The organism is Bradyrhizobium sp. USDA 327, from assembly GCF_041262065.1.
GTDB lineage: Bacteria > Pseudomonadota > Alphaproteobacteria > Rhizobiales > Xanthobacteraceae > Bradyrhizobium > Bradyrhizobium liaoningense.
On the sequence record NZ_JBGCCW010000001.1, the window covers coordinates 5753309 to 5767045 of the forward strand.

Genomic DNA, 13737 nt, shown 5'->3' on the forward strand with positions numbered 1-13737 from the left:
GCAGAGCCGGGACCCATGCACCCACAATCGAAGCTTCTGGGCCCCGGCTCTGCGGCGCACCGCTGAAGAAGCGCTGCGCTGCGTCCGGGGCACGCAGTCGACCTCTTACGTATTGAACCTGAAATGCATCACGTCGCCGTCGGCGACGACGTATTCCTTGCCTTCGAGGCGGAGCTTGCCGGCATCGCGCGCGCCGGCTTCGCCGCCGAACGCGACGTAGTCCTCATACGCGATGGTCTCCGCGCGGATGAAACCTTTCTCGAAATCGGTGTGGATCACGCCGGCCGCGGCCGGCGCCTTGGTGCCGCGATGGATGGTCCAGGCGCGCGCTTCCTTCGGGCCCACGGTGAAGTAGGTGATGAGGTCGAGAAGCCGGTAGCCGGCGCGGATCAGGCGATCGAGGCCGGCTTCCTCAAGCCCCAGCGTCTCCAGGAAGTCCGCACGCTCCTCGCGGGAAATGGTGGCGATCTCGGATTCGATTTTCGCCGAGATGACGACGGCAACCGCGCCTTCCTTCGCCGCCTGCTCCTCGACCGCCTTGGAGAAGGCGTTGCCCGTCGCGGCCGAGCCTTCCTCGACGTTGCAGACGTAGAGCACGGGCTTGGACGACAGCAGGCCGAGCATGGAGAAGGTGCGCTCCTCCTCGGGCTTGCGCTCGACGAGGCGCGCGGGCTTGCCTTCGCGCAGCAGCACCAGGGTGCGGTTGACGAGGTCGAGTTGCTCCTTGGCGTCCTTGTCGTTGCCCTTGGCTTTCTTGGTGAGATTGTCGACGCGCTTCTCGAGGCTGTCGAGATCGGCGAGCATCAGCTCGGTCTCGATGGTCTCGATGTCGGCGAGCGGGGCGATCTTGCCCTCGACATGGGTGATGTCGGAGTCTTCAAAGCAGCGCACCACATGCGCGATGGCGTCGACCTCGCGGATATTGGCGAGGAACTGGTTGCCGAGGCCCTCGCCCTTGGAGGCGCCGCGCACGAGGCCCGCGATGTCGACGAAGGTCAGCCGCGTCGGAATGATCTGGCCGGACTTGGCGATGACGGCGAGCTTCTCCAGCCGCGGATCGGGCACGGCGACCTCGCCGACATTCGGCTCGATGGTGCAGAACGGATAGTTCGCAGCCTGCGCCGCGGCCGTCTCGGTCAGCGCATTGAACAAGGTCGACTTGCCGACATTGGGCAATCCGACGATCCCGCATTTGAATCCCATGGTATCCTCTATCCGTATTCGTCATGGCCGGGCTCGTCCCGGCCATCCACGCCTTAACGCGCGGAACGAAGAACGTGGATGCCCGAAACAAGTCCGGGCATGACGGCGAAAACGGCGACCCTATTCCTTGCCGTTGTCGTCCTTGGTCAAAAATCCCTTTGCCTGCATGGCGAGATGCACCCTGTTGGCGAAGGTCGCGTCCGTGCCCTTGGCAAGCAGCGCGGCGTGCTCGGCAACAGCGTCGCAGAGCGTCGCCACCCATTCGTTGTCGGCCTTGGCGAAGTCCGACAGCACGTGGCCGTGCACCAGTTCCTTGACGCCGGGATGACCGATGCCGAGCCGCACCCGGCGGTAGTCGTTGCCGATATGCGCCGAGATCGAGCGCAGGCCGTTGTGGCCGGCGATGCCGCCGCCGATCTTCACCCGCACCTTGCCCGGCGGCAGCTCGAGCTCGTCATGGAACACGGTGACGTCGCCCTCGGCGATCTTGAAGAAGGCTGCCGCTTCCTGAACGCTGCGGCCGGACTCGTTCATGTAGGTCGTGGGCTTGAGCAGGATCACGCGCTCGGACCCGAGCGTGCCTTCCGAGGTCTCGCCCTGAAAGCGGCGGCGCCATGGTGCGAAACCATGACGCCGCGCGATCTCGTCGACGGCCATGAAGCCGATATTGTGCCGGTTACGTGCGTATTTCGCGCCGGGATTGCCGAGCCCAACAAAGAGTCGCATGACGCGGCGCGCCCCTCGCTCGGCGCGCGATCAAGGACCGCGCGCCAGCCTTGAGAGATTACTTCTTCTTGTCGCCGCCGGCGGGAGCCTTGGCAGCCGCCGCCGGAGCAGCAGCAGCCGGAGCAGCCGCACCCGCCGCCGGAGCCGCCGCAGCGCCCGGAGCCGCGCCACCGGCAGCCGCCGCGGCCGCGGCCTTCTGCTCTTCGGCGTAGCCGGACGGCGGCACGATGGTGACGAGGGTCGCGTCCTCGCGGGTCAGCGCCTTCACGCCGGCCGGCAGCTTGACGTCCGACAGATGCAGCGAGTGACCGATTTCGAGCGAGCCGACATCGGCCTCGATGTACTGCGGAATGCTCTCGACGCCGCATTCGAGCTCGATCGCATGGGCGACGATGTTGACGGTGCCGCCGCGCTTCACGCCCGGCGAGCCTTCCGCCTTCACCACATGCAAGGGAACGCTGATGCGGATGGTGGCGCCTTCGCCGAGCCGCATGAAGTCGACATGGATCGGGAAATCCTTGACCGGATCGAGGTGGTAGTCGCGCGGAATGACGCGGTGCTTCTTGCCCTCGAGGTCGATGTCGACCAGCGTGGTCAGGAACCGGCCGGCGAGGATGCGCTGGCGCAGTTCACGATCTTCGATCGAGATCGTCAGCGGGGGCTGGTTGTTGCCGTAGATCACTCCGGGCACTCTGCCGGCGCGACGCTCAGCCCGGGCGGCCCCCTTGCCGCTCTTCGGACGTGCGGTCGCCTTCAATTCCTTGACGGTCGTCGCCATGTCGTTAAGTCCTTGTTTTTGCAAAAGTTAATGGGCCGCAGCGCGGCCCATGGCATCATCCGCAGCAAGCCTCCAGGGGTGCGGGGGCCGCGAACGTGGCGGGCTTTTACCCGGAAGACGCGGAAATGACAAGGAGAATGGGCTGGCGGAAGGCACCGGATTTGCCGTCATTCCGGGACGGCCACACCAGCGACCGAACCCGGGATCTCGAGATTCCGGGTTCGATGCTGCCGCATCGCCCCGGAATGACGCCGAGGAAACTTACCCGCCGAGCTTGGTCTCCAGCGCCGCGATGCGGGCCTTCAGCGCCTCGTTCTCCTCGCGCGCGAGGCGCGCCATGTCCTTGACCGCCTCGAACTCCTCGCGCTTGACGAGGTCCATGTCGCGCAGGAATTTTTCCGCCTGGGTGCGCATCACGGTGTCGAACTCGCGCTTGACGCCCTGGGCGGCACCGGCGGCGTCGTTCATCAGGCGGCCGATCTCGTCGAACAACCGGTTGCTGGTCTGGGTCATTTCGGCCTCCGATAAACTTTGCGCGAACTCTCGAAAAGACAATGGCAATCCGCATCGAACGGTTCAAGGGCCGATCGCCGGTATCCTTGTCATGAACCGGTTTCCTTGCAATCGTATTCAACGTGCCTGCATAAGAAGAATCACGCGGCGTCCGCTGCTGGTGCTCCGCCGCCGCAATCTCGTCCAGACATAGAAGGCGCGATGCCCTTTCTGCTGATCGACTTTCCCGCCTTCAAGCCGATCGCGATCGAGATCGGTCCATTCGCGATCCGATGGTATGCGCTGGCCTATATCTGCGGCATCGTGTTCGGCTGGCTCTATGCGCGCTCGCTCCTGAAGAACCAGCGCCTGTGGGGCGGGCCGGCGCCGATCTCGCTGGTGCAGATCGACGACTTCATCCTGTGGGTCACGCTCGGCATCATCCTCGGCGGCCGCACCGGCTACGTGCTGTTCTACAACCTTCCCTTCTTCATCGATCATCCCGCCGCGATCTTCAAATTGTGGGAGGGCGGCATGTCGTTCCATGGCGGCTTCCTCGGCTGCGTCGTGGCGGTGATGTGGTTCGCCTATCGCAACGGCATCCCGATCCTGTCGCTCGGCGACATCACCACCGCCGTCGCCCCGGTCGGTCTGCTGCTCGGCCGCATCGCCAATTTCATCAACGGCGAATTGTGGGGCCGCGCCGCGGACCCGAGCCTGCCCTGGGCGATGGTCTTCCCCAACGATCCGACGCAGCTGCCGCGCCATCCGAGCCAGCTTTACGAAGCGGGCATGGAGGGCATCCTGCTGTTCACGGTGCTCGCGATCATGATCCGCTTCGGCGCGCTGAAGCGCCCCGGCATGATCCTCGGCGCCTTCATCCTGATCTACGGCCTGACCCGCATCGCCGGCGAGCATTTCCGCGAGCCGGACGCGCAGCTCGGTTTCCTCTGGGGCGGGTTAACCATGGGCATGCTGTTGTCGATCCCGATGCTTATCGTCGGCGCGATACTTATTGTATGGGCTGTCAGGCGGGGGGCGCCGAAGCCCCTCCAGGCCATTCGTTAGTTCATTTCGAGAAGACAGCCGTGACCGACTCGCCGCTCCTCAACGAGATCAAGGCGCTGATCAAATCCGCAGGCCCGATGCCGGTCTGGCGGTACATGGAATTGTGCCTGATGCATCCGCGCTACGGCTATTACGTCTCGCGCGATCCGCTCGGGCGCGAGGGCGACTTCACCACCGCCCCCGAGGTCAGCCAGATGTTCGGCGAGCTCCTGGGACTGTGGACCGCCTCGGTCTGGAAGCAGATGGGCTCGCCGCAATTCTTGCGACTGATCGAGCTCGGTCCCGGCCGCGGCACCATGATGGCGGATGCGCTGCGCGCATTGCGCGTGCTGCCGCCGCTCTACCAGGCGCTCAACATCCACCTGGTCGAGGTCAATCCCGTCCTGCGCGAACGGCAGAGTGCGATGCTGGCGAACGTGCGCAACATCGCCTGGCACGACAGCATCGACGACGTACCGGAAGGCCCCAGCATCATCCTCGCCAACGAATATTTCGACGTGCTGCCGATCCACCAGATGGTCAGGCTCGAGAACGGCTGGCACGAGCGTGTGATCGAGATCGACCCCAACGGCAAGCTTCAGTTCGGCGCGGCGCCGGAGCCGACACCGCGCTTCGAGGTGCTGCTGCCGCCTCTGGTGCGCGCGGCGCCCTTCGGGGCGGTCTTCGAGTGGCGGCCCGACGGCGAGATCATGAAGCTCGCCACGCGCGTGCGCGACCAGGACGGCGCGGCGCTCATCATCGACTACGGCCATCTGCGCAGCGATGCCGGCGACACCTTCCAGGCCATCGCGCGCCACACCTTCGCCGATCCCTTGAAAGCGCCGGGCCAGGCCGACGTCACCGCCCATGTCGACTTCCAGGCGCTGGCGCGCGCGGCCGAGGATGTCGGCGCCCGCGTGCACGGCCCGGTGACGCAAGGCGACTTCCTCAAGCGTATCGGCATCGACACCCGCGCCGCAGCCTTGATGCAGAAGGCGACACCCGAAGTCGCCACCGACATTTCGGTCGCGCTCAAGCGCCTGACCGATACCGGGCGCGGCGGCATGGGATCGATGTTCAAGGTGCTCGGCATCTCCGAGCCGCGGCTGACGGGCCTTGCCGGCCTCAGCGATCTCGAACAGGCTGGAGAGACCTCATGACGGTTGCTTCGTCGCTGCTGTCCGCCGTGCCCGGCCTGCGCCATGCCTTCTTCACCCGCGAAGGCGGCGTCTCCGGCGGCATCTATTCCGCCCTGAACGGCGGGCTCGGCTCTCATGACGATCAGACCCTCGTCGCCGAGAACCGCCGCCGCATGGCCGAGCATGTCGGCGTCGCGCCCGAGCGCTTCCTCAGCCTGCACCAGGTTCATTCGCCCGACGTGCTCGTGGCTGATGCGCCGTGGCCGAACGGGCCGCGGCCCAAGGGCGACGCGCTGGTGACCAAGACGCCAGGCATCGCGCTCGGCGTCTCCACTGCCGATTGCGGGCCGGTGCTGTTCGTCGATCCCAACGCGCGCGTGATCGGCGGCGCACATGCCGGCTGGAAGGGTGCACTCACCGGCGTGCTGGAAGCGACGATCTCGGCAATGGAGAAGCTCGGCGCAACGCGCGGCGGCATCATCGCCGCGATCGGCCCCCTGATCCGGCAGGAGAGCTATGAGGTCGGCAACGAGTTCGTGACGCGTTTCATCGAGGCTGACGCCGAGAACGCCGTGTTCTTCATCCCGTCGGTGCGCGAGGGCCACGCGATGTTCGATCTCGCCGGTTTCATCCGCAAGCGACTGGACATGGCGGGCATCCTGATGATCGACGATCTCGGCCTCGACACCTATGCCGACGAACGTTTCTTCAGCTATCGCCGCTCGGTGCATCGCAAGGAGCCGGACTACGGCCGGCACGTTCACGCGATCGCGCTGGAAGGGTGAGATCTCGTGCCCCGGACGCGGCGCAGCACGCAAGTGATGCGCCGCTGAGCCGGGGCCCATGTCTCTGCGATCTCGATCTCCGCGGCAATCTGGGTCCCGGCTCAGCGCAGCGGCACTGCGCGCCGCAGCGCGTCCGGGACACGCACCGTTTTCCCGACCATCGCTTTGAAGGCTGCACGCTGGACGCGCGAACACAACGGCAACCCCGTGTCATTCCGGGGCGATACCTGGGACGTAACACGGCAGCTTGTGGCGCCGCCGCCCTAGACGTTAATCGATTTTAACGATATCGCTGCCCTCCAATGAGGGAAGCGTCATCCAATTTGCGCCGCGCGGGTTCGCGCGTGCTGGCGGTCGTGCTGCTGGCGGCTGCGACTGCGCTTGGCGGCTGTGCCGGCGGCAACGCGCCGAGCAATTCCTATGCGATGGCGCCGAGCGGTGGCAGCGGCGCCACGGTGGCGTTCGAATCCATCGACGGACCACCGCCGCAGGTGTTCGACCGCATGGTCGGGGTGCTCGACAGCGAATCCAAGCTGCGCAGCCTGTCCGTGGTCTCCCGCGAGGGCACGGCCGCCTACCGCGTGCGCAGCTACCTCTCCGCCCAGGTGGTGCGCGGCAAGACCGTGATCGCCTGGGTCTGGGACGTCTACGACGCCAACCAGCAGCGGGCGCTGCGCCTCTCCGGCGAGGAACCGACCTCGGCCAAGGGCGGCCGCGACGCGTGGGCGGCTGCCGACGATCTCGTATTGCGGAAGATCGCCCAGGCCGGATTCAGCGGACTTTCCAACATGATCAACGGAACGCCGGATGCACCGGGCGCGGCTCCGGCGCTGCGCGGACCGGCGGTGGCGAGCGTCATCAAGGACGCTCCGCTGTCGGACATGCCGGCCTCGGCGCTCGGCTATGCCGAGCGATAACCCCTGCTAAACCACGGCCTCGAGTTGCGGCCAAGCCGTTGACCCGACTCTGGATTTTCAAAGGGAAAACGTAGCATCCCGGGTTGCCATTGCAGCCTCCGGCCTGATATTTCCTCGCCCGTCGTAACCGTGCTTCCAGTGGGTATTTTCTGATGTTGAACGTCGTATCCAGCAAAGCGCGGGAGGAAGCGTCCATGTCGGGCAAGAACGGCTCCATCAAGCTCGTCGCCGGCAACTCCAATCCGGCTCTCGCGCAGGCCATCGCGCAGGGCCTCCACCTGCCGCTGACCAAGGCGGTGGTGCGGCGCTTCGCCGACATGGAGATCTTCGTCGAGATCCAGGAGAACGTCCGCGGCTCGGATGCCTTCATCATCCAGTCGACCTCGTTCCCGGCAAACGACCATCTCATGGAGCTCCTGATCATCACCGACGCGCTGCGCCGCTCCTCGGCGCGCCGCATCACCGCGGTGCTGCCCTATTTCGGCTACGCCAGGCAGGACCGCAAGTCGGGCTCGCGCACGCCGATCTCGGCCAAGCTCGTCGCCAACCTGATCACCCAGGCCGGTGTCGACCGTGTCATGACGCTCGACCTGCATGCCGGCCAGATCCAGGGCTTCTTCGACATCCCGACCGACAATCTCTACGCGGCGCCGCTGATGGTGCGCGACATCAAGGAGAAGTTCGACCTCTCCAAGGTGATGGTGATCTCGCCCGACGTCGGCGGCGTGGCCCGCGCGCGCGGCCTCGCCAAACGCATCAACACCCCGCTCGCCATCGTCGACAAGCGCCGCGAGCGACCCGGCGAGTCCGAGGTCATGAACGTGATCGGTGACGTCGCCGGCTACACTTGTATCCTCGTCGACGACATCGTCGACTCCGGCGGCACGCTGGTGAACGCGGCCGACGCGCTGATCGCCAAGGGCGCCAAGGACGTCTACGCCTACATCACCCACGGCGTGCTCTCCGGCGGCGCGGCCGCCCGCATCACGAACTCCAGGCTGAAGGAGCTCGTGATTACCGACTCGATCCTGCCGACCGAGGCGGTGAGCAAGGCGCCGAACATCCGCACGCTGCCGATCGCGAGCCTGATCTCGGACGCGATCGCGCGCACCGCCGCCGAAGAGTCGGTGTCGAGCCTGTTCGACTGACGCCGTCATTCCGGGCTGGCGCACAAGCGCCGAACCCGGAATCCATGTTGCAGCAATCAGTGTCGATAAATGGATTCCGGGCTCGCGCTTCGCGCGCCCCGGAATGACCATCGCCTACCCCACGATTCCCGCCGCGACCTGGCCGCGGAGACGCTCCAGGCCGTGCAACGTCTCCGCACAGGCTGCCGCGACCTCCACGCCCTTGATCGCAAAATGCTTGCGGAAGAAGTCGTAGTGCACCTCGGTCTCGTGGAATTGCTGCGGCGTCAACACGGCCGAGAACACCGGCACCTCGGTGCGGAGCTGCACGTCCATCAGCGCCTTGATCACGGTGTCGGCGACGAACTCGTGCCGGTAGATTCCGCCGTCGACGACGAGGCCGGCGGCGACGATCGCGGTGTAGCGCCGCGTCTTGGCGAGGACTTGCGCGTGCAGCGGGATCTCGAACGAGCCCGGCACCTCGAACACGTCGACATGGGTGAGGTGCCGCGCCTCCGCCTCCCTCATGAAGGCGATGCGGGCTTCCTCGACGACGTCGCGGTGCCAGCAGGCCTGCACGAAGGCCACCCGCTGCGGCTTGGCGAAGCGCGGATGCTCGATTGCCGGCGGGTCCACGGGAACCGGCGGCTGGGTCGTCTGGGACGTTTCGTTTTGGGGATCTTGCAGCATCTGATTCATGGCTTTCCTCAGTTAAGGACCAGAATCAGGGCACACGGAACGACAAACAGCCGCACCTTGCGATGCGTCTGCCACCGACCGTTCTCTTTCATCCGGACTTTAACCGTCGGCTTCGGAGTTGCACCGAATCTGCTGACCCTTCCCTTCGGGATACCCCTCACGGAAGGCGCTCGCGGGCTTAGGCCTTTCGGCCCTTACCGCCGGTGGGGACTTTCACCCCGCCCTGAGAACATCGGCCGCCCGGGATGAACGGCCTGACCGGAAATATGCCGCCCTCGCGCAGTCGCGGCAAGCGCGTTCGGCATGGGCAAAGCGCATGGTCCCATGCCGGGGTTGAGGTCCTCCTGGCGCCGGCGCTCGCCGGAACTCGCGATTGGCGGCCCTCCTCGGGAATCTGATTCCGGTTTGTTCTGCTCGATCCGGAATTGGGACCTCCAACGTTAATAATTGTGGCGGAGATGAGCTGTGGACGAACGAGTCCTGGCTTGTGGACGGACTCGCGACCCCGTTGCGCAGATTCCGCAAATCACATCACTTGATCCGCGACAGGCCCGCGCTGATCCGAGGGGCTCGCGAGAGCGACCCCATGGATCGCCGCAGCGACGTTTAGGGAGCGCGCGCCGGACCCAACCGCGTGCGTATCAAAGACAACAAGAAGGCAAGAGGTCGAGACGGCATGTCCCTGCTCGAAGGCACCATCGATTCCAGAAGCCATCCGCTCGCGGTGGTCGAGGACATCGCTGCCAGTAACAACTGGCCGTTCGAACGCTCCGGCGAAGACGAACTCACGATTGTCTCCAAGGGACAATGGACCGACTACCAGCTCTCCTTCACCTGGATGGGCGAGATCGAGGCGTTGCATCTGGCCTGCGCCTTCGACATGAAGATTCCTTTGCCGCGGCGAAGCGAGGTGCAGCGGCTCGTCGCAGCGGTGAACGAGCAGCTGTGGGTCGGCCATTTCGACCTGTGGACCAACACCGGCATGGTTATGCACCGTCAGGCCCTGGTGCTGCCGGGCGGCCTCATCGCCTCGACCGCGCAGTGCGAAACCATGCTCGCCGGCGCCATCCACGCCTGCGAACGTTACTTCCCGGCGTTCCAGTTCGTGGTGTGGGCGGGCAAGACCACGGCGCAAGCCATGGACGCGGCGATGTTCGACACGGTGGGCGAGGCGTAAGGTCTCTCTAGATGTGAGGGAGCTGCAGTTCCTCCCCGCCGTCGTCCCGGACAAGCGAAGCGCAGATCCGGGACCCATACCGCGTGATGCCGCTTGTGGCACGACGCTTGTTGCTCTGCCCTCCATCCACTAGAACCGCCTGTGGTATGCGACGAGCGCGAGCGCTCGCGCGGGGTCCCTGCGTTCCCAGGGACGACAGCGAATTTGTGGCAGCAGCGATGGCGAACAGCACCCTTCAAGACATCACCGGCACCATCCTCCTCGCCGGCGCCGGCAAGATGGGCGGCGCGATGCTGACGGGATGGCTGGCGGGCGGGCTCGATCCACGCCGCGTCGCGGTGATCGATCCGCACATTGCGCCCGAGATCTCCGCGCTTGCCGCCAAGGGCGTCATGCTCAATCCCGATGTGAAGACCGCCGGCCCCGTCGAGACGCTGGTCGTCGCGGTGAAGCCGCAGATGTTCCGCGAGGCCGGCGCCAAGCTGAAGTCGTTCGTCTCGGACAGGACCTCGGTGGTCTCGATCATGGCGGGCACCACGATCGCCTCGCTTGCCGAAGTCTGCGGCGGCGCCGTGGTGCGCGCGATGCCGAACACGCCGGCTGCGATCGGCCGCGGCATCACCGTCGCGGTCGCAGCCCAGGACGTCAGCGCCGCCCAGCGTGACGTGGCCGATGCGCTGCTGCGCGCCACCGGCGCGGTCGAATGGGTCGAGGACGAAGGCCTGATGGACGCGGTCACCGCCGTGTCCGGCTCGGGGCCGGCCTATGTGTTCCTGCTCGCAGAGGAGCTCGCGCGCGCCGGCGTCGAGGCAGGATTGCCCGAAGCGCTGGCGACCAAGCTCGCCCGCGAGACCGTCGCCGGCTCCGGCGAGCTGCTGCACCAGTCGGAGCTTCCCTCGGCCACGCTGCGCCAGAACGTCACCTCGCCCGGCGGCACCACCGCCGCGGCCCTCGGCGTGCTGATGGGCGAGCCCGGCCTGCGCGATCTCATGATCCGCGCGATCGCGGCGGCGACGAGGCGATCGAAGGAGCTGGCGAAGTAACAGGTGCCATAGAGTGGGCAAAGCGACCTGTCCGCCGTAGCTCGAAGAGCGAAGGCGGAAGCATGCCCAACCACCTTCATCGCGTTGGAGGAAAATGGGCACGGCGCTTCGCGCCTTTGCCGAACCTACGGCGTCGTGCCAGCCCCAAGCCGCTTGTTGAACATCTCGACATTGACGAGACCGCGCGCATGGCGGCCCTCGCCGAGCTTGCGCGTGCCCTCGAAGGCCTCGACCTCGAAACGGATGACGCGGCGCTCGACCGCAAACACCTTCGCCGTGGTCCGCACCGTCGCGCCGACCAGCGCCGCGGCAAGATGGCGGATGTCGACCTCGGTGCCGACCGTGACCCAGCCCGGCTGAAGCGCAGCGCGGATCGCATCGCCCGCCGTCATCTCCATCTCCAGGATCATCATCGGGGTCGCATAGACAAACGGCATGCCGGGCACGAAATGCCCGACCGTGCGCTCAGCCGGGACCACCAGCGTTCGCTCGGCACTCATGCCGGCCTTGATGAAATCGCGTGCGTCCATGGTGCTTGCTCGTCATTCCGGGGCGGCGCGTAGCGCCGAACCCGGAATCCAGAAGTTTGCGGCACGAGATTCCGGGTTCGCGCTTCGCGCGCCCCGGAATGACGCTAACGCGTCACTTCTTCGCCGCCGCCGCGCGTTCCACGAAGGTCTTGCCGCCCTTCATCTTGTGGCGGAGCGGGGCTTCGTTGATCTGGATGACGACGGCATCGGCATCGACGCCGAGATTCTTCACCAGCGCCTGCGTGATGTCGCGCATCATGCCGGCCTTCTGCTCGTCGGTGCGGCCTTCGGCCATGCTGATGGTGATCTCAGGCATTTTTCTCTCCCTGCTGCTCCGCTGCTGTCGTCATGGCCGGGCTTGTCCCGGCCATCCACGTTCTTTTCCATCAAACAAGACGTGGATGCCCGGGACAAGCCCGGGCATGACGACCTGCCGGAATGGCTATCCCCACTTTACGTCATGGCGCGCGAGGACCTCACGCACCTTTGAAACCAGATCGGCTTCGCTGCACGAGAACTGCGCCGGCCGGGTCTCGCGCCATTCCTGGTTGGAGGCGATCGCGGCGGCTGCCTTCGCGCCTTCGATCAGGTCCTTGACCTGCACCTCGCCGCGCGCCTTTTCATCCGAGCCCTGGATGATGACGCAAGGTGAGTTGCGGCGGTCGGCATATTTGAGCTGGTTGCCCATGTTCTTGGGATTGCCGAGATAGAGCTCGGCGCGGATGCCGGCAGTGCGCAGGCTTGCCACCATCTTCTGGTAGTCGGCGACACGGTCGCGGTCGAACACCGTGACGACGACGGGGCCGAATTCCGGCCGCGTGTCCAGCTTGCCGAGCAGCGTCAGCGCGGCCTGGAGCCGCGACACGCCGATCGAGAAACCGGTCGCCGGCACCGGCTCGCCGCGGAAGCGCGAGACGAGGCCGTCGTAGCGCCCGCCGCCGCCAACCGAGCCGAACCGCACCGGGCGGCCCTTCTCGTCCGTGGTGTCGAGCAGCAGTTCGACCTCGTAAACCGGGCCGGTGTAATATTCGAGGCCGCGCACGACGGAGGGATCGATCTTGATGCGATCCGCGCCATAACCCGACGCCGTCACCAGCTTGGCGATCTCTTCAAGCTCGCTCACGCCGGCCTGCCCCACTTCGCTCTTGGCGAGGTAGGCTTCCGCCGCGGCGATGGCTTCCTTCCAATCGTCGCGCGGCTTGGTGATGGCGAGAACGACGTCGGCTTCCGGCGCGCTCAGGTTGGCGCCTTTGGTGAAGTCGCCCTTGCCTTCTTCACCGCCGTCCCATCGTCCGGAACCGAGCAGCTTGCGCACTTCGTCGGCGGAAAACTTGTCGAGCTTGTCGATCGCGCGCAGCACGGTCAGCCTGCGGCCTGCGTTCTCGTCACCGGCGAGCCCAATGGCTTCCAGAACGCCGTCGAGCACTTTGCGGTTGTTGACCTTCACGACGTACTGGCCGCGCTGAATGCCGAGCGCCTCCATCGTGTCGGCCGCCATCATGCAGATCTCGGCATCCGCCGCCGACGTCGCCGAGCCCACCGTGTCGGCGTCGAACTGCATGAACTGGCGGAAGCGGCCAGGGCCGGGCTTCTCGTTGCGGAAGACATAGCCGACGCGGTAGCTGCGGTACGGCAAGACCAGACCGTCGGTACCGTAGCGCTCGCCGACGTAGCGCGCCAGCGGTGCGGTCAGGTCGTAACGCAGGCTGATCCACTGCTCGTCATCGTCCTGGAACGAGAACACGCCCTCGTTCGGACGATCCTGATCGGGCAGGAATTTGCCGAGCGCGTCGGTGTATTCCATCGCCGGCGTCTCCACCGGCTCGAAACCGTAGAGCTCATAGACGGCGCGGATCTTCTCGACCATCTCGCGCGTCGCCCGGATCGCTGAGGGATCGCGATCCTCGAGCCCGCGCGGCAGACGCGCCTTCAGTTTCTGGGGTTTTTTGGGTTTCTCGGCCATGCGCGGCGTTTACCAGCCGGGGCGCGGGGCGGCAACCGGTGCTTAGGGGACGCCGTCATTCCGGGGCGATGCGCAAGCATCGAACCCGGAATCTCGAGATTCCCCGGTGCG

At 65.9% G+C, this 13737-nt stretch carries 15 protein-coding genes and 1 riboswitch; of the genes, 7 read left to right on the forward strand and 8 right to left on the reverse strand.

All coding sequences use genetic code 11. The annotated features are described in order from the left end of the window. Window positions 1-105 precede the first annotated feature (105 nt). The 4 genes from ychF to ABIA42_RS27170 all read right to left on the reverse strand — a co-directional run bounded on the left by ychF (window position 106) and on the right by ABIA42_RS27170 (window position 3220). Complete coding sequence (gene ychF / locus ABIA42_RS27155) at window positions 106-1203, reverse strand: redox-regulated ATPase YchF (RefSeq protein ID WP_271532059.1); 1098 nt, start codon at window positions 1201-1203, stop codon at window positions 106-108. Between the two features lie 120 nt (window positions 1204-1323). Continuing rightward, window positions 1324-1929, reverse strand: coding sequence for an aminoacyl-tRNA hydrolase (pth, locus tag ABIA42_RS27160; protein WP_271532057.1), 606 nt, complete (start codon window positions 1927-1929; stop codon window positions 1324-1326). A gap of 58 nt (window positions 1930-1987) precedes the next feature. Continuing rightward, the gene (locus tag ABIA42_RS27165) at window positions 1988-2707 is read right to left on the reverse strand and encodes a 50S ribosomal protein L25/general stress protein Ctc (RefSeq protein ID WP_194391532.1); all 720 of its coding nucleotides are present in this window, start codon (window positions 2705-2707) and stop codon (window positions 1988-1990) included. Between the two features lie 261 nt (window positions 2708-2968). After that, the gene (locus ABIA42_RS27170) at window positions 2969-3220 is read right to left on the reverse strand and encodes an accessory factor UbiK family protein (RefSeq protein WP_271532054.1); all 252 of its coding nucleotides are present in this window, start codon (window positions 3218-3220) and stop codon (window positions 2969-2971) included. Window positions 3221-3421: 201 nt separating this feature from the next. Here ABIA42_RS27170 and lgt point away from each other — a divergent pair, with 201 nt between their 5' ends. From lgt to ABIA42_RS27195, 5 genes are all read left to right on the forward strand, one after another. Continuing rightward, the gene (lgt, locus tag ABIA42_RS27175; protein ID WP_370119334.1) at window positions 3422-4267 is read left to right on the forward strand and encodes a prolipoprotein diacylglyceryl transferase; all 846 of its coding nucleotides are present in this window, start codon (window positions 3422-3424) and stop codon (window positions 4265-4267) included. Between the two features lie 20 nt (window positions 4268-4287). After that, entirely contained in the window at window positions 4288-5406 is a 1119-nt protein-coding gene (locus tag ABIA42_RS27180) for a class I SAM-dependent methyltransferase (RefSeq protein WP_370119331.1), read from the forward strand. Next, a complete protein-coding gene (pgeF, locus tag ABIA42_RS27185) occupies window positions 5403-6170 on the forward strand; it encodes a peptidoglycan editing factor PgeF (protein WP_370119328.1) in 768 nt (255 codons plus the stop codon). Before ABIA42_RS27180 ends, pgeF begins: the two co-directional genes overlap by 4 nt. 302 nt (window positions 6171-6472) lie before the next feature. After that, window positions 6473-7087 carry a hypothetical protein gene (locus ABIA42_RS27190; protein ID WP_370119325.1) on the forward strand — a complete coding sequence of 205 codons (615 nt, stop codon included), beginning with the start codon at window positions 6473-6475 and terminating at the stop codon, window positions 7085-7087. Window positions 7088-7281: 194 nt separating this feature from the next. After that, complete coding sequence (locus ABIA42_RS27195; protein ID WP_271532045.1) at window positions 7282-8235, forward strand: ribose-phosphate pyrophosphokinase; 954 nt, start codon at window positions 7282-7284, stop codon at window positions 8233-8235. 114 nt (window positions 8236-8349) lie between these two features. On the opposite strand, the gene ABIA42_RS27200 is transcribed toward ABIA42_RS27195, so the two are convergent. Beyond that, window positions 8350-8913, reverse strand: coding sequence for a 6,7-dimethyl-8-ribityllumazine synthase (locus ABIA42_RS27200; protein ID WP_028176646.1), 564 nt, complete (start codon window positions 8911-8913; stop codon window positions 8350-8352). 76 nt (window positions 8914-8989) lie between these two features. Next, a riboswitch (FMN riboswitch) is annotated at window positions 8990-9148 on the reverse strand. A 441-nt stretch (window positions 9149-9589) separates the two neighbouring features. Between ABIA42_RS27200 and ABIA42_RS27205 the strand changes: the two genes are divergently transcribed. Both ABIA42_RS27205 and proC read left to right on the forward strand, forming a co-directional pair. After that, the gene (locus ABIA42_RS27205; protein WP_370119322.1) at window positions 9590-10090 is read left to right on the forward strand and encodes a YbjN domain-containing protein; all 501 of its coding nucleotides are present in this window, start codon (window positions 9590-9592) and stop codon (window positions 10088-10090) included. 218 nt (window positions 10091-10308) lie between these two features. Next, window positions 10309-11133, forward strand: coding sequence for a pyrroline-5-carboxylate reductase (proC, locus tag ABIA42_RS27210; RefSeq protein WP_370119319.1), 825 nt, complete (start codon window positions 10309-10311; stop codon window positions 11131-11133). A 125-nt stretch (window positions 11134-11258) separates the two neighbouring features. Here proC and ABIA42_RS27215 read toward each other — a convergent pair whose 3' ends face one another. The 3 genes from ABIA42_RS27215 to hisS form a co-directional block, all read right to left on the reverse strand. Next, entirely contained in the window at window positions 11259-11663 is a 405-nt protein-coding gene (locus tag ABIA42_RS27215; protein WP_271532039.1) for a thioesterase family protein, read from the reverse strand. A gap of 112 nt (window positions 11664-11775) precedes the next feature. Further along, window positions 11776-11979: a tautomerase family protein gene (locus ABIA42_RS27220; RefSeq protein WP_025033847.1), complete on the reverse strand. Its 204-nt coding sequence runs from the start codon at window positions 11977-11979 to the stop codon at window positions 11776-11778. 126 nt (window positions 11980-12105) lie between these two features. Next, entirely contained in the window at window positions 12106-13626 is a 1521-nt protein-coding gene (gene hisS, locus ABIA42_RS27225) for a histidine--tRNA ligase (RefSeq protein WP_370119316.1), read from the reverse strand. Window positions 13627-13737 lie beyond the last annotated feature (111 nt).